This window comes from Phyllobacterium myrsinacearum (genome assembly GCF_002980555.1).
Lineage (GTDB): Bacteria > Pseudomonadota > Alphaproteobacteria > Rhizobiales > Rhizobiaceae > Phyllobacterium > Phyllobacterium myrsinacearum.
Map to the genome: position 1 here is coordinate 1,195,076 of NZ_PVBT01000001.1, position 23,660 is coordinate 1,218,735.

Below are 23,660 nucleotides of genomic sequence, written 5' to 3' on the forward strand. Positions count from 1 at the left end.
GCTTCCGCCGCCGATGGAGCTGGCATGAGACCGCAACACCTCAATATCCCCATGCGCCGCCCGGCAGGCTGGTTTCTGGTTCTGGTTGCGTCGTTGCTCCTGTTGCAGACCGGCAGCGGCTGGGCGCATAGCAGCAGCGCCGGAACCGACACTTCGGGCATTTCCATTCCGAGCCTCTCCCACGGTGAGATGGCCATTATCGCCGACTACCGCAAGCCGATCCTCGATCTGGCAGCACGGATGACCCGCACCGATGAAAAGTTCCGGCGGCTGCTGAATTATACCAATATCCAATACAGCTATTGTCTCTGGGGCATTGTTCCCGGCAGTATCAGCGATGAGCAAAGCCCGTTCAACGCCTGTTCACATGCCTACCTTGCTGCGGCAAAGGCAGTGCTGGTGTATATGCGCGACATGCCCGAACACCGGGACGCGGTCAGTACCCTCGTCTCTGATCTGGATACCGAACTCGTGCGCAATGGCGGCTCTTTCGTCATGTGCCAGTATAGCGGCGATCCCTACAACACCGCCGACATCATCAAGCCGCACTGGAGCGATGTGCCGGGGCACCTGACCAGCCTGTTTTCCTTTCTGGGATTCGCGATGCTGTTTGTTTCGGCGGGTTTTGCCTGCATCCATCTGACGCGCCCGCCACAACAGCCTGATAACGTCTGATCAAGGCTATGGCCTTTGGGCCACACCGCGCACGTCTTGTCGCCGAACCGCAGATCGCCCTTTCCGCTGCACGCGACTTGATTTAAGCCTGCTTGACGTTTGAACGTTACTGCATTTCATGCCCAAAGACGCTTACAACCAAGGACACTTCATGCCCTCCTTTGATTATATCCGCCCCATCCTGCTGCTGCTCGGCTCAAATGTTTTCATGACATTTGCCTGGTATGGCCATCTTAAATTCGCGGACCGGCCGCTTTTTCTGGTCATCCTTATCAGCTGGATGATTGCCTTTGCCGAATACTGCCTTGCGGTACCGGCAAACCGCTACGGTCACGAGATCTATTCGGCCGCCCAGCTGAAGACCATTCAGGAAGTGATCACGCTCCTGGTCTTTGCCGGGTTTTCGGTGATGTATCTCGGTGAAAAAATCACCATCAACCACCTCGTCGGCTTCGCGATGATCTGCGGCGGTGCATTCTTCGTGTTCAAGGGTCCGCTCTAGGATCAAAGGGGCATCCACGTGCTTGATCGTGCAAGCAGAGACAATAGTTAGTCGGGTAATTATATGAACGGCGACAGGGAAAGACCGCTTACTATCTGCTGTGCGGCGGGCGATTTCGGCTATTTTCTGGAAATTCGGAGCAAGGATAGGACCGATTTCAACCGGTTTCGCGGAAGGTCGCCGATCGCCCCGCCCGGCATTCTTCCCCACAAAGGAAGCCATCAGCAACGCGTCGCAGTTATTTCTTGACTATTATAATCATATTTATCAATAATGTCTGATATTTAGAACATTTAATACGCAGAATCCCATTTTCCCAGCCTGATTCAAAGGTGATGACGTCCCTTGTTTTTCGTGTCTGTCCGGCCTGAATTGGCGAAGCGGATTTTCATTTTGATGTTTTGAGTCAATCCGGAAGAAGCAGAAATTCCCAATACCGTTCGAAGGACGATGATGAAGAAGTTTTTCTTATGGATCCTCAGCGTCATAGTAACCATCGTGGTGGTGTTGTTCTTGTTTGCCGTATTTGTCGTCTACGGCATCCCTTTGCTCAGAGACAGAACAACGCAATGCCCGGAGATGCCAACCGCAACAGTTAAGTACGGCATACTTTTTTACGTCTCTAAAATTGCAAAAAATGGCTTACAGTATGACGACCTCGAGTTGGGAGACGATTTTGGATACAATTCTGGCATTCACGGCTGGGAAGTCACAGTTTACGTTAAAAGCGATGGCAAGCGTATAGGACGATACTTCGCCACAATGGCTTGCGATGAAAGAGTAGAGCTTTCAGTTGATCAGACATTCAAGGCTGAATAAATGCAAAAACGGGATCGTGCACGCGTACGATCCCGTTTGTACAAAATAGCAAGCTCTGGGAAAACCAACATTTAAATCCGCCGCTCAAGCAGCGAACGGATGAATCAACGCCCCAGATCGTTCTTGGTGTTCTTGTAGATGTTGACACCCAGTTCGCGGATTTTCTTGCGCAGCGTATTGCGGTTGAGCCCAAGCAGTTCGGCTGCCTTGATCTGGTTGCCATGGGTGGCGGTCAGGCACGACAGGATGAGCGGGTATTCCACTTCCTCCAGCACACGCTGGTAAAGCCCAACCGGCGGCAGATCATCGCCATAGGAAAGGAAGTAGCGCTGCATGTTGAGTTCCACCGCCTGGGCGATGGTGATATCCTCGTTGGACATCGACGACGAGGATGGTTCCGCCGGCCGCAGGTCGGCCTTGAGTTCCGCCTCGATCACATCCGCATTGATTTCTTCCTGCGGATAAAGCGCTGCAAGACGGCGCACCAGGTTCTCCAGTTCGCGCACATTGCCGGCCCAGGGATAGCGGCGCATCAGGTCGAGGCCATCGGCGGTGATGCGTTTTTCCGGCAGGCCGTCTTTTGCCGCCATCTTGAAGAAATGCCGGACAAGATCGGGAATATCCTCGCCGCGCTCACGCAGCGGCGGCAGGCGCAGCGGCACCACGTTCAGACGGTAATAGAGATCCTCGCGGAACATGCCCTGATTGATCAGCGTGCGCAGATCCTTGTTGGTGGCCGCCACGATGCGCACATCGGTCTTGATCGGCGTGCGCCCGCCCACCGTCATGTATTCGCCCTGCTGGAGTACGCGCAGCAGCCGGGTCTGGGCTTCCATCGGCATATCGCCGATTTCATCGAGGAAGAGCGTGCCGCCATCGGCCTGTTCGAACCGGCCGCTCGACCGGTTCTGCGCACCGGTGAACGCGCCCCGCTCATGGCCGAACAATTCGGATTCAATCAGGTCGCGCGGAATAGCTGCCATGTTGATGGCGACAAACGGTCCCTTGCGGCGACGGCCGTACTCATGCAGCGCCCGCGCCACCAACTCCTTGCCCGTGCCGGATTCCCCTGAAATCATCACCGTCAGGTCAGTCTGCATCATCCGGGCGAGAACCCGGTAAATGTCCTGCATGGCCGGCGAGCGGCCCACCAGCGGCATTGTATCCGGCTGGTCGTCATTGGCCCATTTTTCCGGCTTTTTCTTCGGCTCCGCCAGTGCACGGCCGACAATGCTGACAAGCTCGGTCAGATCGAATGGCTTTGGCAGATATTCATAGGCCCCCGCCTCCGATGCACGGATGGCCGTCATAAACGTGTTCTGCGCGCTCATGACGATAACCGGCAGATCGGGGCGCGATTTCTTGATGCGTGGCAGAAGGTCGAAAGCGTTTTCATCGGGCATCACCACATCGGTGATGACAAGATCGCCGTCACCGGCGGAAATCCAGCGCCACAGGGTGGCTGCATTCGACGTGATGCGCACATCGTAACCGGCACGCGACAGCGCCTGATTGAGGACCGTTCTGATTGCTGCGTCGTCATCCGCAACGAGAATGCTGCCCAAGCTCATGATCAGAATCCTGCCTTCTTCGATATAATCATTTCATCCGCATGGTCATCGTCCGAAGGATCGCTTTGCCATGCGGGCATCAGAATACGGAATGTTGTCTTGCGCGGCACGGAATCGCACTCGATGACACCGCCATGATCGCCGACGATTTTTGCAACCAGCGCCAGGCCGAGACCCGAGCCGTTCGGCTTTGTCGTGATGAACGGATCGAAGAGATGCGGCATGATGTCAGGCGAAACGCCGGCACCGGTATCCTGCACGCAGAATTCGAGCGGCAGGGAGACACGGTTGCGGATGCCAGGAATGGACAGGCGGATGCCGGGGCGGAACGCCGTCGACAGCGTGATTTCGCCCGGCTCGCTGGTGCCGATGGATTCCGCCGCGTTTTTCACCAGGTTCAGGAACACCTGCACCAGCTGGTCGCGATTGGCGAAGACGTAAGGCAGCGACGGATCATAATCCTCGTGAAACTTGATGTGGCTGGCAAAACCGTTCCTGGCGATGGCTTTGACGTGATCCAGCACCACGTGGATGTTCACGGCCTCGCGCTCGATCGGACGTTCGTCGGAAAACACTTCCATCCGGTCGACAAGCGAGACGATCCGGTCGGTTTCGTCGGTGATCAGACGTGTCAGCGCCCGGTCATCATCGTTGAGACCTGTTTCCAGCAGCTGCGCCGCACCGCGAATGCCCGACAGCGGGTTCTTGATTTCGTGCGCCAGCATGGAAGCAAGGCCGGTCACCGAGCGGGCGGCGCCGCGATGGGTCATCTGCCGGTCGAGCTTTTCCGCCATGGACCGCTCCTTGAACAGGATGACGATCGATCCCGGCGCTTCGCTGACCGGCGTCACGTAGAGATCGACGATCCGGTCCTGTCCGAGGCGCGGCGACGAAACATCGACACGATATTCATTGACCGGCGACGGGCTTTCCCGCACCTGCTTGACCAGTGCCAGCAGAGGGCTGCCGAATGGCAGCAGCATGTCCAGCGTGTTGCGGCTCAATATGCTGGCGCTGGAGCGGAAGAACGCTTCCGCATCGGCATTGGCATAGGAAATATGCCCGGTTTCATCGAGCATGATCACCGGATGGCGGATCGCATTGAGAACGATCCCCGCCAGCTTGTCATCCATCGCAACATTGTCCGCCGATGTCATCATGCAACCTTCTTCATGTCGTGTTCGTCCGGCCGCGCGAGTGCGGCATGCAGGCGCCCGGCAACCAGACGCGGATTGGTCTCGGTCATGATCGCGGCGCGTTCGGCGGCGCCGATATCGACACCGTGCTTGTCCAGATACCAGCCGAGATGTTTGCGCGCATGACGAATGCCGGTCGGCTCGCCATAATGGGCCAGCATCGCCTCATAATGGGCGACCGCATAGTCGGCAATCAGGCCCGCATCCTGCCCGCTCTGCATGCCATGCACAATTGTTCCGGGCAGCCAGGGCTGCCCGTAGGAGCCACGTCCGACCATGACGGCATCGGCGCCAGACGCCTCGAGAATGCCATTGGCATCGTAGCGGTTCAGCACATCGCCATTGGCGACGAGCGGAATAGAAACGGCTGATTTGACGGCACGGATGGCATGCCAGTCCGCCTTGCCCTCGTAGAACTGGCAGCGCGTGCGCCCATGCACCGTCACCATCTGCACGCCCGCCTGTTCGGCGCGCGCGGCAAGCTCCGGCGCATTGATGCTGCCGTCATCCCAGCCCAAACGCATTTTCAGCGTCACGGGAACCTTCACCGCGCCAATGGTCGCCTCGATCAGCGTCAAGGCATGGTCGAGATCGCGCATCAGGGCCGAACCGGAAAAACCGCCGGTCACCTTCTTGGCCGGGCAGCCCATATTGATATCGATGATATGCGCGCCCTCGCCTTCGGCAATGCGCGCGGCTTCCGCCATCCATCTGGTTTCACGTCCGGCGATCTGCACCACATGGGTGCCAAGACCATCGCCGCGCAGCCGCAGCAGGTTGCCGCGCTCGCGCGTGCACAGCTCGGCGCTCGCAACCATTTCGGACACGACCATGCCGGCACCGGCCTTCCACGCCAGCTGGCGGAACGGCAGGTCGGACACTCCGGACATCGGCGCAAGGAACACCCGGTTACGCAGCTGCACGCCGCCTATGTCGAGTGGTTGATTCAGATCGATCACGTCATTATTGCCTGTTTCGTATGCAATTTTCCAATCGCCTATCCTTTAGACAGGAACACTGGACTAGGCAAGGCAAAGAGCACCGTGAATGGACGAGATTTCGTTTAAACCTCTGGTCTTTCGCCTCGGCAAGAGGTAACGCAGTCTGGAGTTACGGAGAGAAGTGTGGCGGCAGGTACAAACGACAAGCAGATGCGGGTGGCAGCCGTCATTGTGGCGGCTGGTCGCGGAGAACGCGCGGGCCAAAGCGTTGAAGGACCGAAGCAATATCGCAAGATCGGCGGTGAAGCGGTTCTGGCGCACACGCTGCGGGCATTTCTCGGCTGCCCGTTCATCCACGATGTCATTGTTGTCATCCACAAGGAAGACAAATCCCTCTTCGCCCAGGCGGCCGGAGACTATGCGGCACGGGTCACATGCGTGACCGGCGGGCCGACACGGCAGGAATCAACCCGGCTCGGCCTGCTTGCCCTGAAGGACCAGGCGCCGGACCACGTGCTTATCCATGACGGTGTGCGGCCGTTCATCTCCACCGACCTGCTCGAGCGGGTAATTTTCAACCTGACGCCGCATATCGGCGTGCTGCCAGTGCTGGCGGTGTCCGATACGCTGAAGGCGGCGGGGCATGATGCCATGGTCAGTGCCACGGTGCCGCGTGCCGGGCTTTATGCGGCCCAGACGCCGCAAGCCTTTCCCTATGGGCCGATCATGGCCGCGCACGATGCCGCATTCGCCATCGGCCGTTCCGATTTCACCGACGATTCCGCCATTGCCGAGTGGCAGGGCCTGCCGGTGCGCATTGTCGAGGGATCGGCCGACAATACCAAACTCACCTGGGCAAAGGATATCGATATGGCTGATGACCGACTGTCGCAACGGCATGCCGCCTTCCCGGATGTGCGCACGGGCAATGGCTATGACGTGCATTCTTTCGAGCCCGGCAATGGCGTGACCCTCGCTGGTGTCTTCATCGAACACGACCGCAAGCTCAATGGCCACTCCGATGCGGATGTCGCCTTGCATGCACTGACCGACGCCCTTTTGGCCACACGCGGCGCGGGCGACATCGGCACGCATTTCCCGCCATCCGATCCGCAATGGAAAGGCGCAGCCTCGCATATTTTCGTCGAACACGCGGTCAGGATCGTCAAGGCGGCGGGCGGGCGCATCGCCAATGCCGATATCACCCTGATCTGCGAAGAACCGAAAGTCGGCCCGCACCGCGAGGCAATGACCGCCGCCCTGTCGAAAATGCTCGGGATTACGCCCGACCGCGTGTCGGTCAAGGCGACGACCAATGAAAAGATGGGCTTTATCGGCCGCAAGGAAGGCATCGCCGCCATTGCCACGGCATCGGTGATTTATCCGGGAGGATTGCCGGAATGAGCGGACTGATCGCTGAGACAAAAGCCATTGCGGTTCTGCAAGCCTGCCGTGCCAGAGGCATGCTGCTTGCCACGGCGGAATCCTGCACAGGCGGGCTGATTGTAGCCTCCCTTACCGATATTGGCGGTTCGTCCGATGTGGTGGATCGCGGCTTCATCACTTATTCCAACGAAGCCAAGCACGATATGCTTGGCGTTCCCATGGATCTGATCGCAGCGCATGGCGCCGTATCGGAAGAAGTGGCGCTTGCCATGGCCGCGGGTGCCGTAAAACAGTCGCGCGCCGGCATCGCCGTAGCGGTGACAGGTGTCGCAGGACCCGGTGGCGGATCGGCGGCAAAGCCGGTTGGTCTCGTCTGGTTCGGTGTCGCTCTCAAGGGACAGGCACCGCAGGCTGTGCGTCATGTTTTTCCCGATCAGGGACGCGCGCGCATCCGGCAAAGCGCCGTCGAAACGGCGCTCGATCTGGTGTTGAAGACGCTCGCCTCCTGAACTCAGGTGCGCGACACCCGGAACGCCATGCCGATGGATTCCGGCGTCACCGGCTTGAAGCCGAATTTTGCGTAGAGATGTTTGGCCGGGCCATCGGCGATAAGGCTGATATAGGCGCCATCAGGCGCTTCCGCCGCCACATAGTCCATCAGCGCTGCCATGATTTTCTTGCCAAGCCCGCGCGCCTGATGGGCGGGATCAACCGCTATGTCCACCACCTGATAGAAGCAGCCGCGATCCCCGACGATGCGGCCCATGCCGACGGCCTTGCCGTCCAGTGTCACCGTCACGCCGCAAACCGTGTTGGGAAGTCCGATGAGAGCCGCCTCACGGCTCTTCGGACTCAAACCGGAAATCACCCGCAACCGGCAATAGTCGTCGACGGATGGTGCTTCCCTGTGAAGCGTGTAATCGGGTTCAGCGCCGCTCATCATTCTCTCCCAATCTGATTGCGCCGCAGTTCTAGCTGAATCGTCCCGTTGCGATCAATCATCCGGGACACGGAAACTTGCCATTCTTGACATCATCACCGCCGGCATGGGATATCGGTTCCATGATCGAGAATGACGTTTTGATTGTTGCGCGGATTGCCGGCATCCCAACAGGCGGGATGCAGGGACTTCGTGCACGCTGATCGAAAAGCGTAACTCGTCACCAGCAAACCCCGCCGGCAACGGACGGGGCTTTTTTATGGTGTGCGCCGTCCATCGGCATCAAGATGGAGAACGCAATGACACAGAATATCTATGATACGCCGGCCTTCTTTGAGGGCTACAGCCAGTTGGGCCGCTCGGTGGGCGGTCTTGCGAGCGCGGCCGAATGGCCTGCCCTGCAGGCGCTGATGCCAGACCTTCACGGCCTGCGCGCCGTTGATCTCGGTTGCGGTTTCGGCTGGTTTTCCCGCTGGGCGCGCGAGAACGGTGCCGCGGAGGTGCTCGGCCTCGATGTTTCGGAAAACATGCTGGCACGGGCGCGATCGATGACACAAGACACGGCAATTTCCTATGATCAGGCCGATCTGGAGATGCTTGATCTTCCCGAGGCGTCCTTCGGCCTTGCCTACAGCTCGCTCACCCTGCACTACATCGACAATCTGGCCGGGCTGTTCAAGGCTGTGCACAAGGCGCTTGTACCTGGAGCGGCGTTCATTTTCTCGATGGAACATCCCATCTTTATGGCACCATCCCGTCCCGGCTGGCTGATCGATGCGGATGGCCGCAAATCCTGGCCCGTCGACGGTTACCTGGTCGAGGGGCCGCGTGTGACGGACTGGCTGGCCAAGGGCGTCATCAAACAGCACCGGACAATCGGCACCATCCTCAATCTGTTGATAGCAGCCGGCTTCACGATCACTCACGTGGAGGAATGGAAGCCGACGAAGGAACAGATTGAGGCAAGACCCGAACTTGCCGAGGAACTGGAGCGCCCGATGTTCCTGCTGGTTTCCGCACAGCGCTGAAGCCCGTAAGAGACCGTTTAATTGAGAGAATCCGGGGGCTTCCAATAGCACCCGGATTTTGATACGGCTCAACGCGGAAGAGTTTTGATCTGCCCGGAGTTTCATTTTGCCATCGTAAAGACCGGTCTCGCCTGTATTACCCTGTACTGCTGACAACGCGCGTTGTGTTACGGCAGTGCTGATACATGTTCAGCGGGTGGCAGAGTTAGAGGCCGGTTGGCAAAGCAAGCGTATGCTTTCAGCAGACGCATCGGCCCAAAACTCTTCTTCGTTCCCGAAAACGCCACACCGCGCTCAGTCCATGACTGTCTGACAGCCTTCTTGCTGAACTTCCAAAAGGAAGATCAAGACGGCATGTCCAATATTCTTAGCGTCCAATGGACCATTGTTCCAAGAACGGCTCCCCAGCCTCTCATCGCCTGCAGCCATTGCCGGTGCGTGCGGCCCTTCAAATCCAGCGGCAAGGCCCGGCTCAACGCCAATGGCCGCAAACTCGACGCCTGGCTCATCTACAAATGCACGGTCTGCGACAACACGTGGAACCGCACGATCTTTGAGCGCAGGCATGTCCGGGATATCGACCCGCAAACCCTCGCAGCGCTTCAGACCAACGATCCGGAATGGCTCGAAGATCTGGCGTTCAATCTGACGGAACTGCAACAGAAGACGAAGGACGGGACGGAATTCTCCGATGTTTTCGTCGCCAAGAAGCTTCTGTCGCAGGCACCGGATGTCACGCACCTGTCGATTGAACTCAGACTGCCGCTGACAACAACCGTGCGCCTGGACCGGCTTCTGGCATCGGAACTGGCTTTATCCCGCAGCCGGATACAGACACTGGAACGCGATGGCCTGCTGTCGACGGCGCCATCCGGTCGCAACATTCTGCGCAAAAGCATTGGAGACGGTCTGGCCGTTCTCATGGATATTTCCAACGAACCAGAACGCAGCAGGATCATGGATGCGGCAAGCAGACAGGTAAACAGCTGAAACAAGACACCCCACGGCGGCGATTCTTGCGGTGGGGTGTTTTAGTTATCCGGCAAATCAAAAAGACGGTTTTGCGTTATGAATCGCGCCCGTAAATCTGATCGGCGCGTTTTTCAAAGGCTTCGGTGAATTTCCGGAAGGCAATATCGAACATCGACCCCATCAAAAAACCGAGCGTGCGGCTTTTGAATTCATAATCGATGTAGAATTTGACCTCGGAATGTTCCGGGTTTGCCGAGGGCACGAACTGCCATTTGTTGTCGAGATAGCGGAACGGCCCGTCGACATATTTGGTCTCGATGACCTTCTCGTCCGGCTTGAGCAGGACCTGGCTGGTAAAAGTCTCGCGGATCAGCTTGTAGCCTACGGTCATATCGGCGATGAGCAGCGTCTTGCCGTCCCGCTCCTTGCGCGAACGCACCTTCAGGCTTTCGCACATCGGCAGAAACTGCGGATAGCTTTCCACATCCGCCACCAGATCGAACATCTGCTCGGCCCGATGCACCACGGGGCGTGTCGTATCGAACTTCGGCATTCAGTCAGCTTCTGTTGGCGTGCAGCGCCTCGCGTGCAGCCTTCAGCTTGGCGAAATCATCACCCGCATGGTGCGATGAGCGTGTCAGCGGGCTCGATGCAACCACCAGGAAGCCCTTGGTCTTGGCGATGGTCGCATAGGACTTGAATTCGTCTGGCGTGACATAGTTGAGGACCGGATGATGCTTGCGCGTCGGCTGCAGGTATTGGCCGATGGTCATGAAGTCGACATTGGCGGAGCGCAGGTCGTCCATCAGCTGCAGGACTTCGTTGCGCTCTTCGCCGAGCCCGACCATGATGCCGGATTTGGTGAAGATGGTCGGATCGAGTTCCTTCACCCGCTGCAACAGGCGGATGGAATGGAAATAACGGGCACCCGGACGCACCTTCAGGTAGTTGGACGGCACCGTTTCCAGATTGTGATTGAACACATCGGGGCGCGCGGCAACGACGATCTCGAGCGCGCCGTCCTTGCGCAGGAAATCGGGCGTGAGGATTTCAACCGTCGTACCGGGTGAAATCGCGCGGATCGCATTGATGACATCGGCAAAATGCTGGGCACCGCCATCGGGAAGATCGTCGCGGTCGACCGAGGTGATGACCACATGGGTCAGGCCCATCTTCTTGACGGCCTTGCCGACGTTTTCCGGCTCGTTCGGATCAAGCGCGGTCGGCAATCCCGTTGCGACGTTGCAGAACGCGCAGGCGCGGGTGCAGATTTCGCCCATGATCATGAAGGTGGCGTGCTTCTTGTCCCAGCACTCGCCGATGTTCGGGCAACCGGCCTCTTCGCACACGGTCACGAGACTGTGCGAGCGGACGATATCGCGCGTCTCGGCATAGCCCTTGGAAACCGGCGCCTTGACGCGAATCCAGTCCGGCTTCTTCAGAATTTCCGTATCCGGACGATGCGCCTTTTCGGGATGCCGCAGGCGCCGCTTTTGATCGATCGTATCGAGAACCGTTACCATCAGGACTTCCTAGTTTAATTCGAGGATCTGGCTTTGCCAAAAATCCACAGAATGATAATTGCGCCCGCCGTCGCAACGATCAGATTTCCAAAAAAGCCGTAAAAGTTGAAATTCAACAATCCGGCCAGCGTGCCGCCTACGAACGATCCGGCAATACCAACAAGAATATTGGTGAACAAGCCATGATTGCGGCTCATCGCCTTTTCCGCGACATATCCGGCGATGAAGCCGATGACCAGCATTCCGAAGAAACCGACACCGGGCATGCTCATGATACCGACTGGCTGATCCATCTTCCCTCGCTCGCCCTATCGTCCTGATGCAATCGCAATGGCACGAAACACCAGAGCCCATATAGCACCGAAAAGAAAACCACCCAACCCGCAGGCAAAAGTCACCACCCACACCCCGGTCCATCCGCCGATGGCAGTACCATTGATGGATATGGTGTTGCCGGAAAGCAGACTCAAGGCAGACGCAGCAAACCCCAGCCCAAAGCCGATCAGGGTCGACCATTTGAGGATTGCCCATGACAGGCGGATCCAGGGTTTGCTATCCTTGATGGTGACCAACGGACCGGAATTCCTTTCGCTATCAGGCGTTCAGTGCACGTCCATAGGCATCCAGCACGCTTTCCTTCATCGTTTCCGACAGGGTCGGATGCGGGAAGATCGTGTGCATCAGTTCTTCTTCAGTCGTTTCAAGGTTCATCGCAACCACGAAACCCTGGATTAATTCGGTCACCTCAGCACCGACGAGGTGGGCGCCGAGGAGCTGGCCTGTCTTCTTGTCAAAGACGGTCTTGACCATGCCCTGGTCTTCCCCAAGCGCAATCGCCTTGCCGTTGGCGACAAACGGGAAACGGCCGACACGGACGTCATAGCCTTCCGCTTTTGCCTTGGCTTCGGTCAAACCGACGGAAGCGACCTGCGGGTTGCAATAGGTGCAGCCCGGGATCTTGGCCTTGTCCATCGGATGCACATTCGGCAGCCCGGCGATCTTCTCGACGCAGATGACAGCCTCGTGCTCGGCCTTGTGCGCCAGCATGGGCGGTCCGGCGACGTCGCCGATGGCATAGACGCCGGGAACATTGGTCTTGCCGTAGCCGTCGATGACGATGCAGCCGCGATCGGTCTTGATGCCGAGTGCCTCAAGGCCGATATTCTCGATATTGCCCTGCACGCCGACTGCCGAGACCATGCGGTCCGCGGTGATTTTTTCGACCTTGCCATCCTTCTTTTCCACATGGGCGGTGATGGAATTGGCTGATTTCTCGACCTTGGTGACCTTGGCGTCGAGAATGATCTTCATGCCCTGCTTTTCGAACTGCTTGCGGGCAAAATTGGAAATCTCGGTATCCTCGACCGGCATGACCTGCGACATGACTTCGACCACGGTTACATCGACACCCATCGTGCGGTAGAACGATGCGAATTCGATACCGATGGCGCCGGAGCCCATGACGAGCAGCGACTTTGGCATTTCTTCCGGCTTCATCGCCTCGAAATAGGTCCAGATCAGCTTGCCGTCCGGCTCGATACCCGGAAGCGCGCGCGGACGGGCACCGGTGGCGATGATGATATGCTTGGCCGTATAAGTGCCCTCGCCCAGCGTATTCTTGGGCAGCGGCGCCTGCGGCTCAACCGGCTTCTTGGTGGTCTTGGATACGACGATCTCGCCGGGCTTGGTCAGCTTGGCCTCGCCCCAGATGACATCGACCTTGTTCTTCTTCATCAGGAAGCCGACGCCGCCATTCATGCGTTCGGCAATGCCGCGCGAGCGGGCGACGATGGCCTTGAGGTCAGCGGTCACGCTGCCTTCGACCTTGAGTCCGTAATTCTTCGCGTGTTCGGCGTAATGAAAGATTTCAGCCGAGCGCAGCAGTGCCTTGGTCGGTATGCAGCCCCAGTTGGAGCAGATACCCGCGAGATGCTCGCGCTCCACGATGGCCGTCTTCAATCCCAGCTGCGCGGAACGGATAGCGGCGATATAGCCGCCCGGGCCGGAACCAATGATGATCACGTCGTAAGTATTGGCCAAGTCTCGGTCCTCCTAAGACTGAACTAAATATCGAGTATGCCTCGAACGATTGGTGCAATGGCCTTGCCGATTGCCCGTGTATTGTCTGCATCCAGATGCACGCCATCGACAGGCGATGTCTTCGCCACCGATCCCGCATCGAAAAACGCGCAATCGGCCTGCCGGGCGGCATCTTCAAAAAAGGCGGCGAGCAGGCGGGACTGTTCGATGCCCTGCTCGAACACCAGCCGGAATTCCGGTCCGTCCGTCTCGCCCAGCGGCGGTGGCGACATGATCAGGATGTCAGGCGCTTTCGCATCAAGCTGGTACGGTGCCGTGCGGATGATCTCGATCAGCCGCTGCATGCCGCGCTTGGCGCCCAACGCATTGCCGCAGATAAAGCTCTTCATGTCGTTGGTGCCGAGCATGACAATCACCAGATCGAGCGGAGAATGCGTGCCAAGGGCCGTGGTCAGCGTCTTGGCAGCATTGCGTTCAAACCCTGAGAGATGGTCGTCGAAGGCGGTTGTCCGCCCGTTCAGACCATCGGCGACAACGCTGACGCTGCCGCCAAGCCCGGCCTGCAAAACCTGCGGCCAGCGATCCTCCAGCGCATGGCGTCCTGACCCGTCGGGAACATACCCCCAGGTCAGTGAATCGCCATAGCAGAGCACCGTTTTCATTGTCGGCCTCAGACCAGCATGCCCATCGGGTTTTCAATGTGGCGCTTGAAGGCCTGAGCAAGCTCGGCACCCAGGGCTCCATCGACGGCGCGGTGATCGGTCGAAAGCGTCACGGACATGACCGTGGCGACCTTGATCTCACCCTTCTTGACGACCGCCCGCTCTTCACCCGCACCGATTGCCAGAATGGTGGCATGCGGCGGGTTGATGATGGCGGCGAAGTCTTTCACGCCGAACATGCCAAGGTTGGAAACCGCTGTCGTGCCACCCTGATATTCCTCGGGCTTCAGCTTGCGGTCGCGCGCACGCTTGGCCAGATCCTTCATCTCGTTGGAGATGGTGGACAAGGTCTTTTCCTCGGCTCTGCGGATGATCGGCGTGATCAGGCCGCCGGGGATCGACACGGCAACGCCCACATCGGAATGCTTGTGCTTGACCATGTTGGCTTCGGTCCAGGACACATTGGCGTCTGGAACATCGCGCAGGGCCAGAGCCATCGCCTTGATGATCATGTCGTTGACGGACAGTTTGTAGGCGGGAACGTCGCCCTTTTCCGTCTTGCGCATCGGCGATGCCGCATTGATCTGGGCACGCAGCGCCAACAGTGCATCAAGTTCGCAATCGACCGTCAGATAGAAATGCGGAACCGTCGACTTGGCTTCCAAGAGACGCTTGGCAATCGTCTTGCGCATGCCGTCATGCGGCACGAGCTCGTAGGAGCCTTCCTCGAACAGTTTCAGCACCGTATCATCGGACATCGGCTTGGGTGCCGCCGCGGGTGCAGATGCGCTTGCAGCCGGAGCTGCGGCCGTCTTGGCTCCGCCACCGGAGATTGCTGCCTCGACGTCTTTCTTGATGACGCGGCCATGCGGGCCGGAACCCGTTACAGCGGAAAGATCGATACCGGCATCCTTGGCGATGCGGCGGGCCAGCGGCGAGGAGAATGTCCGGTCGCCGGACTTTGCCGGAGCAGCAGCGGCGGCGGCTGGTGCCGCCGGTGCCGGTGCCGCTTCCTTGGGCGCTTCGGCCTTGGCGGGCGCAGGTGCCGCTTCTGCTTTCGCAGGAGCAGCATCGCCGCCCTTGGCAGCAGCGCCGACATCTTCGCCGTCAGCCGCCAGAATGGCGATCAGCGCGTTGACCTTGACGCCTTCCGTACCGGCGGGGACCACGATCTTGGCGACCGTGCCCTCATCGACCGCTTCGACTTCCATCGTTGCCTTGTCGGTTTCGATCTCGGCAATCACATCGCCGGGACCAACCTTATCGCCTTCCTTGACAAGCCACTTGGCAAGATTGCCCTCTTCCATCGTGGGAGAAAGAGCCGGCATGGTGATATTGATCGGCATATCGATTTCCTCCCCTTTATGCTGTGTATGTCACAGCTTTGACGGCCTCGACGATTTCAGCGACGCTCGGCAATGCCAGCTTTTCCAGATTGGCGGCGTAAGGCATCGGAACGTCCTTGCCGGCAATCGTCAGGATCGGCGCATCGAGATAATCGAAAGCCTGCTGCATGACGCGGGTGGCAATTTCCGTACCGACCGAGGACTGCGGATAGCCTTCCTCGATGGTGACGCAGCGGCCGGTCTTCTTGACCGATTCGACAACCGTCGGAATGTCCATCGGACGGATGGTGCGCAGATCGATGATCTCAGCATCGATGCCAAGCTTCGTCAGTTCTTCCGCTGCCTTGACCGTATAGTTCATGCCGATACCGAAGGAGACGAGCGTAACGTCCGTGCCCTTCTTGTGGATGCGGGCCTTGCCGATCGGCAGGACGAAATCATCAAGCTTCGGCACATCGAAGGAATGACCGTACAGGATTTCGTTTTCGAGGAAGATGACCGGGTTCGGATCGCGGATCGCCGCCTTCAGCAGACCCTTCGCATCGGCAGCCGTGTAGGGCATGACGACCTTGAGGCCCGGAATATGGCTGTACCATGCGGCATAGCACTGGGAGTGCTGGGCAGCAACGCGGGCAGCCGCACCGGAAGGACCGCGGAACACCATCGGCGCGCCCATCTGGCCGCCGGACATATAGAGCGTCTTGGCCGCCGAATTGATGATCTGGTCAATCGCCTGCATGGCGAAGTTGAAGGTCATGAATTCAACGATCGGACGCAGGCCGGTCATCGCCGCACCAACACCCACACCGGCAAAGCCGTGCTCGGTGATCGGCGTATCGACAACGCGGCGCGGGCCGAATTCGTCGAGCAACCCTTGCGTGATCTTGTAGGCACCCTGATATTCGGCAACTTCTTCACCCATGACGAAGACGTTGGGATCACGGCGCATTTCTTCGGCCATGGCATCGCGCAGGGCTTCACGCACGGTGGTCGATACCATCTCGGTGCCTGCCGGAATATCCGGATCGGCGGCGACTTCGGTCTTCGGTGCAGCCGGAACGGTCGCGGCGGGCTTTGCAGCCTCCGCTTCCTGCTGCGGGGCTGCTTCCGCCTTGGCAGGCGCTTCGGCTGCAGCAGCCTTTGGCGCGCTATCGGCGCTTTCACCGTCGCCCAGGAGAACGGCGATGACGGTATTGACCTTCACATTGTCGGTGCCTTCGGCAACAAGAATCTTGCCGATGGTGCCTTCATCGACCGCTTCCACTTCCATCGTCGCCTTGTCGGTTTCGATTTCTGCAAGAACGTCGCCGGACGTGACCTTGTCACCTTCCTTTTTCAGCCATTTCGACAGTTTGCCCTCTTCCATGGTCGGCGAGAGCGCTGGCATCAGAATATCTACAGGCATGGTTGCGCCTCCCTTAGAGCAGAATGTCGGTATAGAGCTCGGATGCATCCGGCTCCGGATCGGACTGGGCGAAATCCGCTGCGTCGGCAACGATGTCGCGAACGTCCTTGTCGATCTTCTTCAGGTCGTCCTCGCTGGACCAGCCCTTGTCGATCAACCGGCTCTTCACCTGCTCGATGGGATCGTGTTCGGAGCGCATCTTCTGCACTTCGTCCTTGGAACGGTATTTGGCCGGATCCGACATGGAGTGACCGCGATACCGGTATGTCTGCATTTCCAGGATCATCGGGCCCTTGCCGGAGCGCGCCCAGGCCGTGGCTTCTTCGCCGGCAGCCTGAACAGCGCGGACATCCATGCCGTCGACCTGAATACCGGGAATGTTGAAGGAAATGCCGCGACGGGAGAAATCGGTTTCGGCCGAAGCGCGGGAAACCGCCGTACCCATGGCGTAACGGTTGTTTTCGATGATGTAGATGACCGGCAGCTTCCAGAGCGCCGCCATGTTGAAGCTTTCGTAGACCTGGCCCTGGTTGGCCGCGCCATCACCGAAATAAGCCAGGGAGACATTGCCGTTGTCGCGGTAGCGATTGGCAAAAGCGAGGCCCGTACCAAGGGAGACCTGCGCACCGACGATGCCGTGACCGCCGTAAAAGTTCTTCTCCTTCGAGAACATGTGCATGGAGCCGCCCTTGCCCTTGGAAAGGCCGCCGCGGCGTCCGGTCAGTTCGGCCATGACGCCCCGGGCGCTCATGCCGCAGGCCAGCATGTGGCCGTGGTCGCGATAACCGGTGATGACCTGATCGCCTTCGACCAGTGCGGCCTGCATGCCGGTCACAACAGCTTCCTGACCGATATAGAGATGGCAGAAACCGCCGATGAAACCCATGCCGTAGAGCTGGCCGGCCTTTTCTTCGAAGCGCCGGATCAGCAGCATTTCGCGGTAGGCGTGGAGCTCCTGCTCCTTTGTGTACTCGATTGGTTTTGGTGCTTTGACAGCAGAGGTCTGCGCAGAACGCGCAGGGCTTTTTTTCGCCCTCGTAGCCATATCTCACTCCCTGTTATTTTGTCGGACGACAATAGCAGCCGGAGCAGAACTTACAATATGCAGAATTGAATAAGAGCTATGCAAATAAGACGTTCAAAACGCACGATAAAAAGCGAATTAACCGGAATTCAGTTAATAGTTAAATCACCCGAGCCACGCATAATTGTGACTTCGTCCGGCCGCGATACATTCAACGCCTTGCGGGCCTGTTCATCTAACATGTCCCGCTCGATTGTTCCATCATGCATAAGTTGCACTTCCCGTTCAAGCTCCGTGCGCGATGCCTTGACCGCGTCGTACTGGGCACGCAGCAACCGGGTCTGATCCTGCAGCTTGATGGTGGAGTAGAGACCGTATTCACCGTGATAGGCATGAAAACCGAAATAGGCGAAAAACATCGTGGCAAGGATCGGCACGACAAGCCGCCCGCGATTGGTTTTCCGTCTCTGTTTTGTCCACATGGCAAATGACCCGAAGGGATGCGGAATCAGGTCACGATGGCCCGATTAGTCACATGGCCATAAAACAATGTTTTGCTTAACAGCCGATTAAATTCGCCGCTCCGACTGCTCCGGGCAACCCCGCCAAAACAAAATGGCGGGCACAGGGCCCGCCATCTCGATCACACGTGAATGCGCTCGTATCAGAGGCCGCGGAAAATCCCGCGGCCGGCATAGCGGGCCTGCGGTCCAAGTTCCTGCTCGATGCGGATCAGCTGGTTGTACTTGGCGATCCGGTCGGAGCGGGAAAGAGAGCCGGTCTTGATCTGCCCGCAATTGGTGGCGACGGCGAGATCGGCAATCGTTGAGTCTTCGGTTTCACCGGAGCGGTGCGACATGACGGCGGTATAGCCAGCGCGATGCGCCGTATCGACCGCGTCGAAGGTTTCCGACAGTGTGCCGATCTGGTTGACCTTGACGAGAATGGAATTGGCCACGCCCATCTTGATGCCATCGCGCAAACGGGCCGAATTGGTGACGAAGAGATCGTCGCCGACGAGCTGGCACTTGTCGCCGATCAGATCGGTCAGGTATTTCCAGCCTTCCCAGTCATCTTCGGACATGCCGTCTTCGATGCTGATGATCGGATAGTCAGCCGCCAGCTTGGCCAGATACTTTGCCTGGGTCTTCGGATCGCGGCTCTTCTTCTCGCCTTCATAGACGTAATTGCCGTCCTTGAAGAATTCGGTTGCAGCGCAATCCAGACCGATGGCGATTTCTTCGCCCGGCTTGAAACCGGCTTTCTCGATGGATTCCATGATGAAGTCCAATGCAGCCGGTGCCGTCTTCAGGTTCGGCGCAAAACCGCCCTCGTCGCCCACATTGGTGTTGTGGCCGGCATCCTTCAGGCGCTTCTTCAGCGTGTGAAAGACTTCCGCACCGTAACGCACGGCTTCCGCCAGCGACGATGCGCCAACCGGGAGAATCATGAATTCCTGAAAATCGATGGGATTGTCGGCATGTGCGCCGCCGTTGATGATGTTCATCATCGGTACCGGCAGGACATGGGCGTTGGGTCCGCCGAGATAGCGGTAGAGCGGCAGGCCGGAGGATTCAGCGGCGGCCTTGGCAACGGCGAGCGATACGCCGAGAATGGCGTTGGCGCCAAGACGGCTCTTGTTCGGCGTGCCATCGAGATCGATCATGGTCTTGTCGATGTGGATCTGGTTTTCCGCGTCGAGACCGCCGATCGCATCGAACAGCTCGCCATTGACCGCATCGACAGCCTTCAAAACACCCTTGCCGAGATAGCGTGTGCCGCCATCGCGCAGTTCAACAGCTTCATGTGCACCCGTCGATGCGCCGGATGGAACCGCGGCGCGGCCCAGGGAGCCGTCTTCGAGAATGACGTCGACCTCAACAGTCGGGTTCCCGCGACTATCCAGAATTTCACGGCCAATAATATCGACAATAGCAGTCATAAGGCTTTTCCTTCAATTTGCATTGGGCAGCATTCGTCACTGGAATAGCGAATGAAGATGACAAGGAAAATCCCCATGAGGACGATTTGTTGATCAAAACAGAAAAAAGGCCGTCAGAGACGGCCTTTTCCAGCAAATCAACTCATGCCGCCTTGGCGATCCGGTCGAACTCCAGCAGCTTTTCCAGAAGGCGCGGCATCTGGTCGAGCGGCACCATGTTCGGACCGTCCGATGGCGCATTGTCCGGGTCCTGGTGCGTTTCGATGAACACACCGGCCACGCCAACAGCAACGGCGGCCCGCGCCAGCGTCTCGACAAATTCGCGCTGCCCGCCGGTGGAGCCGCCCTGCCCGCCCGGCTGCTGCACGGAATGGGTGGCATCGAAAATGACCGGCGCGCCGAAACCCGCCATGATCGGCAGCGAGCGCATGTCGGATACCAGCGTGTTGTAACCGAAGGAGGCGCCCCGCTCGGTCACCATCACATTCGGATTGCCGCTTTCGGTTACCTTGGCAATGACATTCTTCATGTCCCAGGGTGCGAGGAACTGGCCCTTCTTGATGTTGACCACCTTGCCGGTCCTGGCGGCGGCGATCAGCAAATCCGTCTGACGGCAGAGAAAGGCCGGGATCTGCAGCACATCGACCACCTCGCCCAGAACCGCGCACTGCTCTTCCGTGTGCACGTCGGTCAGCGTCGGCAGTCCGAACTCCTTGCGGATATCGGCGAAAACCGGCAGCGAATTCTCAAGGCCAAAGCCGCGCTTGCCGGTCAGCGACGTCCGGTTGGCCTTGTCGAAGCTAGACTTGTAGACCAGTCCGATGCCGAGCTTGCCCGTCAGTTCCTTCAGCGCGCCCGCCATGTCGAAGGCATGCTGGCGGCTTTCCATCTGGCACGGACCGGCAATCAGTGAAAACTGGGCCGTATTGGAAAAGGCAACCGGACCGGCGGAGACAGTGGAATTCAGGGACATCAGGCAGCCTCAAATACAATGGCAGCGCCCTGTCCCGGTGCCTTGTGCACAATCAGGCGGGAGCCGCGCTTTTCGGTGGAGATATTGTTGTTGGCAAGCAGAGTTTCAACCGCAGCCAGATCACGGACGCCAACGACAAAGGCCTGCAGGCGCAGACCCCGCTCGTTTTCCGGTGCATCAACACCAAGAAAGGATCGAAGACCCGCGGGTGTCAGCACGGTGATATTGGCATTGGCAGCACGGATATCCATGCCGAAGGAATGAGCGTTGACGTCGCGCTGGTTGACCAGTTCCTGCAAAGGATACTGGAAATCCGTCGGATTGACTTCCGACAGTACGATTTCGCGCAAACCTACCGCACCATTTCTGTGAGTTTGCAGGGCCGAACGATCGACTTTCGGTGGATTGACACGTTCGCAAGTGAAGAAAAACGCATCCGGCGCCCGCAGATCGGCGGCAAAGGCAAGGCGAAAGCCCGCTACCCCTTCTGCACCATCGGGTGTTTTAAAGCCCCGGGAAAATTCCAGCATTCGACCCGCGGAAATTCCCGATTGCACAAACGCATCATTGTCCGCATTGGCATCCTGCGTACCCATGACCAGTGCGGAAAAGCCCTCCTGACCATTGCGGAAACGATAGGCCTGGTCGCGGGCGACGAAGACATTGCCGTTGCGCGCCTCGATTTCACAGGTTTCGCGCTGGGCGATGGCGAGCGGCTCCAGAAATGTGTCATCACTGAAGAAAACGCAGGCATTCTCGGTGCCGAAAGGATGGACGCCGGCAGGCGCCACGGTAAAGCCGAGTGTTTCAAGACGCCGGCGCGCCGTATCGAGATCCGCCGTTGGCAGAACCAGATGATCGACAGGCCGGGGGGTGCGCGGTGAAATGGTGGTCATGGGGAAAGGGTGTGCCTTAAAGAGCAATGCAATTCAAGCCACACCCCGTATAGATTTAGACCAGCCGGCTCTGGTCCATGGCCGCCCGAATGAACGAGGCGAACAGCGGATGCGGTTCAAACGGCCGTGATTTCAATTCCGGATGGTACTGGACGCCGATGAACCATGGATGATCGGCATATTCGATAGTCTCAGGCAGAACGCCGTCCGGCGACATGCCCGAAAACACCAGACCGCAATCTTCCAGACGGTCCTTGTAGTCGATGTTCACTTCATACCGGTGACGATGCCGCTCGAATATATCGGTCGAACCATAGATGTCGGCAATCCGCGTGCCGGATTTCAGCATGGCTTCGTAGGCGCCAAGACGCATCGTACCGCCGAGATCGCCAGCCTGCGTGCGCTTCTCCAGCATGTTGCCCTTGAGCCATTCAGTCATGAGACCGACGACCGGTTCATTCGTCGGGCCAAACTCGCTGGACGATGCCTTTTCGACGCCAGCCAGTGAACGGGCCGCCTCGATGACCGCCATCTGCATGCCGAAGCAGATACCGAAATACGGCACCTTTTTCTCGCGGGCGAATTTTGCCGCCAGAATCTTGCCTTCCGAACCGCGCTCGCCAAAGCCGCCCGGCACCAGAATGCCATGCACCTTCTGCAGGTAAGGCGTCGGGTCTTCCTGTTCGAAAATTTCCGATTCGATCCAGTCGAGATTGACCTTCACCTTGTTGGCCATGCCACCATGGTGCAGGGCTTCGATCAGCGACTTGTAGGCATCCTTGAGGCCGGTGTACTTGCCGACGACGGCGATGGTGACCTCGCCTTCCGGATTGTGGATACGCTTGCTGACCTCGTCCCAACGCTCCATGCGGGGCTTTGGCGCAGGATCGATCCCGAATGCCGCCAGAACCTCCGAATCGAGGCCTTCCCTGTGATAGGCCATCGGAACGTCATAGATCGTATCGACATCGAGTGCCTGAATGACCGCGGACGAGCGGACATTGCAGAACAGCGACAGCTTGCGGCGTTCCGATTCCGGAATCTCGCGATCCGCACGAATCAGCAGAATGTCAGGTGCTATACCGATCGAGCGCAGTTCCTTGACGGAGTGCTGGGTCGGCTTGGTCTTCAGTTCGCCCGCTGCGGGGATATAGGGCATCAAGGTCAGGTGGATATAGACGGCGCTGCCGCGCGGCAGGTCGTTGCCGAGCTGGCGGATCGCCTCAAGAAATGGCATCGCTTCGATATCGCCGACCGTACCGCCGATTTCGCACAGGACGAAATCATAGTCCTGATTGCCGTCAACGATGAAATTCTTGATCTCATCGGTCACGTGCGGAATCACCTGAACGGTGGCGCCGAGGTAGTCGCCCCTGCGTTCCTTCTCGATGATGTTGCGGTAGATGCGTCCGGTGGTGATATTGTCCTGCTTGTTGGCAGGACGCCCCGTAAAGCGCTCGTAATGACCAAGATCGAGGTCAGTTTCAGCGCCATCGTCGGTCACAAAGACCTCGCCGTGCTGATACGGCGACATCGTGCCGGGGTCGACGTTGAGATAAGGATCAAGCTTGCGAATCCGTACACGGTATCCACGAGCCTGAAGGAGGGCTGCCAAAGCAGCTGCGGCGATGCCTTTTCCGAGGGAAGAAACCACGCCGCCAGTGATGAAAACATATCGGGCCATGGGCTTATCTCGTTAGTCCTTTGTGAGTGATTTGGCCACAAAAAAATCGGCCTGAAAGCCGTTTTTCCCGTGCCAATATCTTTTTCAAACAAACAAAACGGCCAGACATTATGTCTGGCCGTTTCAATTCAGCGA

The 23,660-nt window shown here is 58.4% G+C and carries 25 protein-coding genes; 7 read left to right on the plus strand and 18 right to left on the minus strand.

What is annotated here, in order from left to right:
* Positions 1 to 24: 24 nt before the first annotated feature.
* The 3 genes from C5750_RS05840 to C5750_RS05850 all read left to right on the plus strand — a co-directional run bounded on the left by C5750_RS05840 (position 25) and on the right by C5750_RS05850 (position 1,996).
* On the plus strand, positions 25 to 675 hold the full coding sequence (locus C5750_RS05840) for a hypothetical protein (RefSeq protein ID WP_199537966.1): 651 nt from the start codon (positions 25 to 27) through the stop codon (positions 673 to 675).
* Positions 676 to 826: 151 nt separating this feature from the next.
* Positions 827 to 1,177: a DMT family protein gene (locus C5750_RS05845; protein ID WP_105733139.1), complete on the plus strand. Its 351-nt coding sequence runs from the start codon at positions 827 to 829 to the stop codon at positions 1,175 to 1,177.
* A 450-nt stretch (positions 1,178 to 1,627) separates the two neighbouring features.
* Positions 1,628 to 1,996: a hypothetical protein gene (locus C5750_RS05850; RefSeq protein ID WP_105732844.1), complete on the plus strand. Its 369-nt coding sequence runs from the start codon at positions 1,628 to 1,630 to the stop codon at positions 1,994 to 1,996.
* Between the two features lie 104 nt (positions 1,997 to 2,100).
* On the opposite strand, the gene ntrC is transcribed toward C5750_RS05850, so the two are convergent.
* Genes ntrC through dusB form a run of 3 tightly spaced genes read right to left on the minus strand, consistent with a single transcriptional unit; the run spans position 2,101 to position 5,722 of the window.
* Entirely contained in the window at positions 2,101 to 3,567 is a 1,467-nt protein-coding gene (gene ntrC, locus C5750_RS05855) for a nitrogen regulation protein NR(I) (protein ID WP_105732845.1), read from the minus strand.
* 2 nt (positions 3,568 to 3,569) lie between these two features.
* On the minus strand, positions 3,570 to 4,727 hold the full coding sequence (locus tag C5750_RS05860) for a two-component system sensor histidine kinase NtrB (protein WP_105732846.1): 1,158 nt from the start codon (positions 4,725 to 4,727) through the stop codon (positions 3,570 to 3,572).
* Positions 4,724 to 5,722 carry a tRNA dihydrouridine synthase DusB gene (dusB, locus tag C5750_RS05865; protein WP_105732847.1) on the minus strand — a complete coding sequence of 333 codons (999 nt, stop codon included), beginning with the start codon at positions 5,720 to 5,722 and terminating at the stop codon, positions 4,724 to 4,726. Before dusB ends, C5750_RS05860 begins: the two co-directional genes overlap by 4 nt.
* Positions 5,723 to 5,914: 192 nt before the next feature.
* Here dusB and C5750_RS05870 point away from each other — a divergent pair, with 192 nt between their 5' ends.
* Together C5750_RS05870 and C5750_RS05875 are read left to right on the plus strand one after the other, a co-directional pair.
* Positions 5,915 to 7,108 (plus strand): bifunctional 2-C-methyl-D-erythritol 4-phosphate cytidylyltransferase/2-C-methyl-D-erythritol 2,4-cyclodiphosphate synthase, encoded by a 1,194-nt coding sequence (locus C5750_RS05870; RefSeq protein ID WP_105733140.1) that lies wholly within the window; start codon positions 5,915 to 5,917, stop codon positions 7,106 to 7,108.
* Positions 7,105 to 7,599, plus strand: coding sequence for a CinA family protein (locus tag C5750_RS05875; RefSeq protein ID WP_105732848.1), 495 nt, complete (start codon positions 7,105 to 7,107; stop codon positions 7,597 to 7,599). The genes C5750_RS05870 and C5750_RS05875 overlap by 4 nt, the downstream gene beginning before the upstream one ends.
* 2 nt (positions 7,600 to 7,601) lie before the next feature.
* Here C5750_RS05875 and C5750_RS05880 read toward each other — a convergent pair whose 3' ends face one another.
* Positions 7,602 to 8,030: a GNAT family N-acetyltransferase gene (locus C5750_RS05880; RefSeq protein WP_105732849.1), complete on the minus strand. Its 429-nt coding sequence runs from the start codon at positions 8,028 to 8,030 to the stop codon at positions 7,602 to 7,604.
* Between the two features lie 299 nt (positions 8,031 to 8,329).
* On the opposite strand from C5750_RS05880, the gene C5750_RS05885 reads away from it, so the two are divergent.
* Complete coding sequence (locus C5750_RS05885) at positions 8,330 to 9,058, plus strand: class I SAM-dependent methyltransferase (RefSeq protein ID WP_105732850.1); 729 nt, start codon at positions 8,330 to 8,332, stop codon at positions 9,056 to 9,058.
* A 354-nt stretch (positions 9,059 to 9,412) separates the two neighbouring features.
* Complete coding sequence (locus C5750_RS05890; protein WP_105733141.1) at positions 9,413 to 10,048, plus strand: DUF1062 domain-containing protein; 636 nt, start codon at positions 9,413 to 9,415, stop codon at positions 10,046 to 10,048.
* A gap of 76 nt (positions 10,049 to 10,124) precedes the next feature.
* On the opposite strand, the gene C5750_RS05895 is transcribed toward C5750_RS05890, so the two are convergent.
* The 14 genes from C5750_RS05895 to C5750_RS05960 form a co-directional block, all read right to left on the minus strand.
* On the minus strand, positions 10,125 to 10,583 hold the full coding sequence (locus tag C5750_RS05895) for a type II toxin-antitoxin system RatA family toxin (RefSeq protein WP_105732851.1): 459 nt from the start codon (positions 10,581 to 10,583) through the stop codon (positions 10,125 to 10,127).
* A 4-nt stretch (positions 10,584 to 10,587) separates the two neighbouring features.
* Entirely contained in the window at positions 10,588 to 11,553 is a 966-nt protein-coding gene (gene lipA / locus C5750_RS05900; protein WP_105732852.1) for a lipoyl synthase, read from the minus strand.
* A gap of 14 nt (positions 11,554 to 11,567) precedes the next feature.
* Positions 11,568 to 11,846, minus strand: a complete 279-nt coding sequence (locus tag C5750_RS05905) for a GlsB/YeaQ/YmgE family stress response membrane protein (protein WP_105732853.1) — start codon at positions 11,844 to 11,846, stop codon at positions 11,568 to 11,570.
* Between the two features lie 15 nt (positions 11,847 to 11,861).
* The gene (locus C5750_RS05910) at positions 11,862 to 12,125 is read right to left on the minus strand and encodes a hypothetical protein (RefSeq protein ID WP_425350412.1); all 264 of its coding nucleotides are present in this window, start codon (positions 12,123 to 12,125) and stop codon (positions 11,862 to 11,864) included.
* Between the two features lie 22 nt (positions 12,126 to 12,147).
* On the minus strand, positions 12,148 to 13,593 hold the full coding sequence (gene lpdA, locus C5750_RS05915; protein ID WP_105732854.1) for a dihydrolipoyl dehydrogenase: 1,446 nt from the start codon (positions 13,591 to 13,593) through the stop codon (positions 12,148 to 12,150).
* A 23-nt stretch (positions 13,594 to 13,616) separates the two neighbouring features.
* Positions 13,617 to 14,255, minus strand: a complete 639-nt coding sequence (locus C5750_RS05920) for an SGNH/GDSL hydrolase family protein (RefSeq protein ID WP_105732855.1) — start codon at positions 14,253 to 14,255, stop codon at positions 13,617 to 13,619.
* 8 nt (positions 14,256 to 14,263) lie between these two features.
* The gene (locus tag C5750_RS05925) at positions 14,264 to 15,601 is read right to left on the minus strand and encodes a pyruvate dehydrogenase complex dihydrolipoamide acetyltransferase (RefSeq protein WP_105732856.1); all 1,338 of its coding nucleotides are present in this window, start codon (positions 15,599 to 15,601) and stop codon (positions 14,264 to 14,266) included.
* Positions 15,602 to 15,617: 16 nt separating this feature from the next.
* Positions 15,618 to 17,006, minus strand: coding sequence for a pyruvate dehydrogenase complex E1 component subunit beta (locus C5750_RS05930; protein ID WP_105732857.1), 1,389 nt, complete (start codon positions 17,004 to 17,006; stop codon positions 15,618 to 15,620).
* 13 nt (positions 17,007 to 17,019) lie between these two features.
* A complete protein-coding gene (pdhA, locus tag C5750_RS05935; protein WP_105732858.1) occupies positions 17,020 to 18,051 on the minus strand; it encodes a pyruvate dehydrogenase (acetyl-transferring) E1 component subunit alpha in 1,032 nt (343 codons plus the stop codon).
* A gap of 128 nt (positions 18,052 to 18,179) precedes the next feature.
* Positions 18,180 to 18,512, minus strand: coding sequence for an FtsB family cell division protein (locus C5750_RS05940; RefSeq protein WP_105732859.1), 333 nt, complete (start codon positions 18,510 to 18,512; stop codon positions 18,180 to 18,182).
* 182 nt (positions 18,513 to 18,694) lie between these two features.
* Positions 18,695 to 19,972, minus strand: coding sequence for a phosphopyruvate hydratase (gene eno, locus C5750_RS05945; RefSeq protein WP_105732860.1), 1,278 nt, complete (start codon positions 19,970 to 19,972; stop codon positions 18,695 to 18,697).
* Positions 19,973 to 20,114: 142 nt separating this feature from the next.
* Positions 20,115 to 20,948, minus strand: coding sequence for a 3-deoxy-8-phosphooctulonate synthase (gene kdsA / locus C5750_RS05950; RefSeq protein ID WP_105732861.1), 834 nt, complete (start codon positions 20,946 to 20,948; stop codon positions 20,115 to 20,117).
* Positions 20,945 to 21,841: a VOC family protein gene (locus C5750_RS05955; protein WP_105732862.1), complete on the minus strand. Its 897-nt coding sequence runs from the start codon at positions 21,839 to 21,841 to the stop codon at positions 20,945 to 20,947. The genes kdsA and C5750_RS05955 overlap by 4 nt, the downstream gene beginning before the upstream one ends.
* A gap of 55 nt (positions 21,842 to 21,896) precedes the next feature.
* Positions 21,897 to 23,525, minus strand: a complete 1,629-nt coding sequence (locus C5750_RS05960) for a CTP synthase (RefSeq protein WP_105732863.1) — start codon at positions 23,523 to 23,525, stop codon at positions 21,897 to 21,899.
* Between the last annotated feature and the right edge of the window lie 135 nt (positions 23,526 to 23,660).

What these genes read in the sequence shown, in the direction of transcription:
- C5750_RS05840 (WP_199537966.1), top strand. Translation starts at nt 25, where the DNA reads ATGAGACCGCAACACCTCAATATCCCCATGCGCCGCCCGGCAGGCTGG.
- C5750_RS05845 (WP_105733139.1), top strand. Translation starts at nt 827, where the DNA reads ATGCCCTCCTTTGATTATATCCGCCCCATCCTGCTGCTGCTCGGCTCA.
- C5750_RS05850 (WP_105732844.1), top strand. Translation starts at nt 1,628, where the DNA reads ATGATGAAGAAGTTTTTCTTATGGATCCTCAGCGTCATAGTAACCATC.
- ntrC (WP_105732845.1), bottom strand. Translation starts at nt 3,567, where the DNA reads ATGAGCTTGGGCAGCATTCTCGTTGCGGATGACGACGCAGCAATCAGA.
- C5750_RS05860 (WP_105732846.1), bottom strand. Translation starts at nt 4,727, where the DNA reads ATGATGACATCGGCGGACAATGTTGCGATGGATGACAAGCTGGCGGGG.
- C5750_RS05870 (WP_105733140.1), top strand. Translation starts at nt 5,915, where the DNA reads ATGCGGGTGGCAGCCGTCATTGTGGCGGCTGGTCGCGGAGAACGCGCG.
- C5750_RS05875 (WP_105732848.1), top strand. Translation starts at nt 7,105, where the DNA reads ATGAGCGGACTGATCGCTGAGACAAAAGCCATTGCGGTTCTGCAAGCC.
- C5750_RS05880 (WP_105732849.1), bottom strand. Translation starts at nt 8,030, where the DNA reads ATGAGCGGCGCTGAACCCGATTACACGCTTCACAGGGAAGCACCATCC.
- C5750_RS05885 (WP_105732850.1), top strand. Translation starts at nt 8,330, where the DNA reads ATGACACAGAATATCTATGATACGCCGGCCTTCTTTGAGGGCTACAGC.
- C5750_RS05890 (WP_105733141.1), top strand. Translation starts at nt 9,413, where the DNA reads ATGTCCAATATTCTTAGCGTCCAATGGACCATTGTTCCAAGAACGGCT.
- C5750_RS05895 (WP_105732851.1), bottom strand. Translation starts at nt 10,583, where the DNA reads ATGCCGAAGTTCGATACGACACGCCCCGTGGTGCATCGGGCCGAGCAG.
- lipA (WP_105732852.1), bottom strand. Translation starts at nt 11,553, where the DNA reads ATGGTAACGGTTCTCGATACGATCGATCAAAAGCGGCGCCTGCGGCAT.
- C5750_RS05905 (WP_105732853.1), bottom strand. Translation starts at nt 11,846, where the DNA reads ATGGATCAGCCAGTCGGTATCATGAGCATGCCCGGTGTCGGTTTCTTC.
- C5750_RS05920 (WP_105732855.1), bottom strand. Translation starts at nt 14,255, where the DNA reads ATGAAAACGGTGCTCTGCTATGGCGATTCACTGACCTGGGGGTATGTT.
- C5750_RS05925 (WP_105732856.1), bottom strand. Translation starts at nt 15,601, where the DNA reads ATGCCGATCAATATCACCATGCCGGCTCTTTCTCCCACGATGGAAGAG.
- C5750_RS05930 (WP_105732857.1), bottom strand. Translation starts at nt 17,006, where the DNA reads ATGCCTGTAGATATTCTGATGCCAGCGCTCTCGCCGACCATGGAAGAG.
- pdhA (WP_105732858.1), bottom strand. Translation starts at nt 18,051, where the DNA reads ATGGCTACGAGGGCGAAAAAAAGCCCTGCGCGTTCTGCGCAGACCTCT.
- C5750_RS05940 (WP_105732859.1), bottom strand. Translation starts at nt 18,512, where the DNA reads ATGTGGACAAAACAGAGACGGAAAACCAATCGCGGGCGGCTTGTCGTG.
- eno (WP_105732860.1), bottom strand. Translation starts at nt 19,972, where the DNA reads ATGACTGCTATTGTCGATATTATTGGCCGTGAAATTCTGGATAGTCGC.
- C5750_RS05955 (WP_105732862.1), bottom strand. Translation starts at nt 21,841, where the DNA reads ATGACCACCATTTCACCGCGCACCCCCCGGCCTGTCGATCATCTGGTT.
- C5750_RS05960 (WP_105732863.1), bottom strand. Translation starts at nt 23,525, where the DNA reads ATGGCCCGATATGTTTTCATCACTGGCGGCGTGGTTTCTTCCCTCGGA.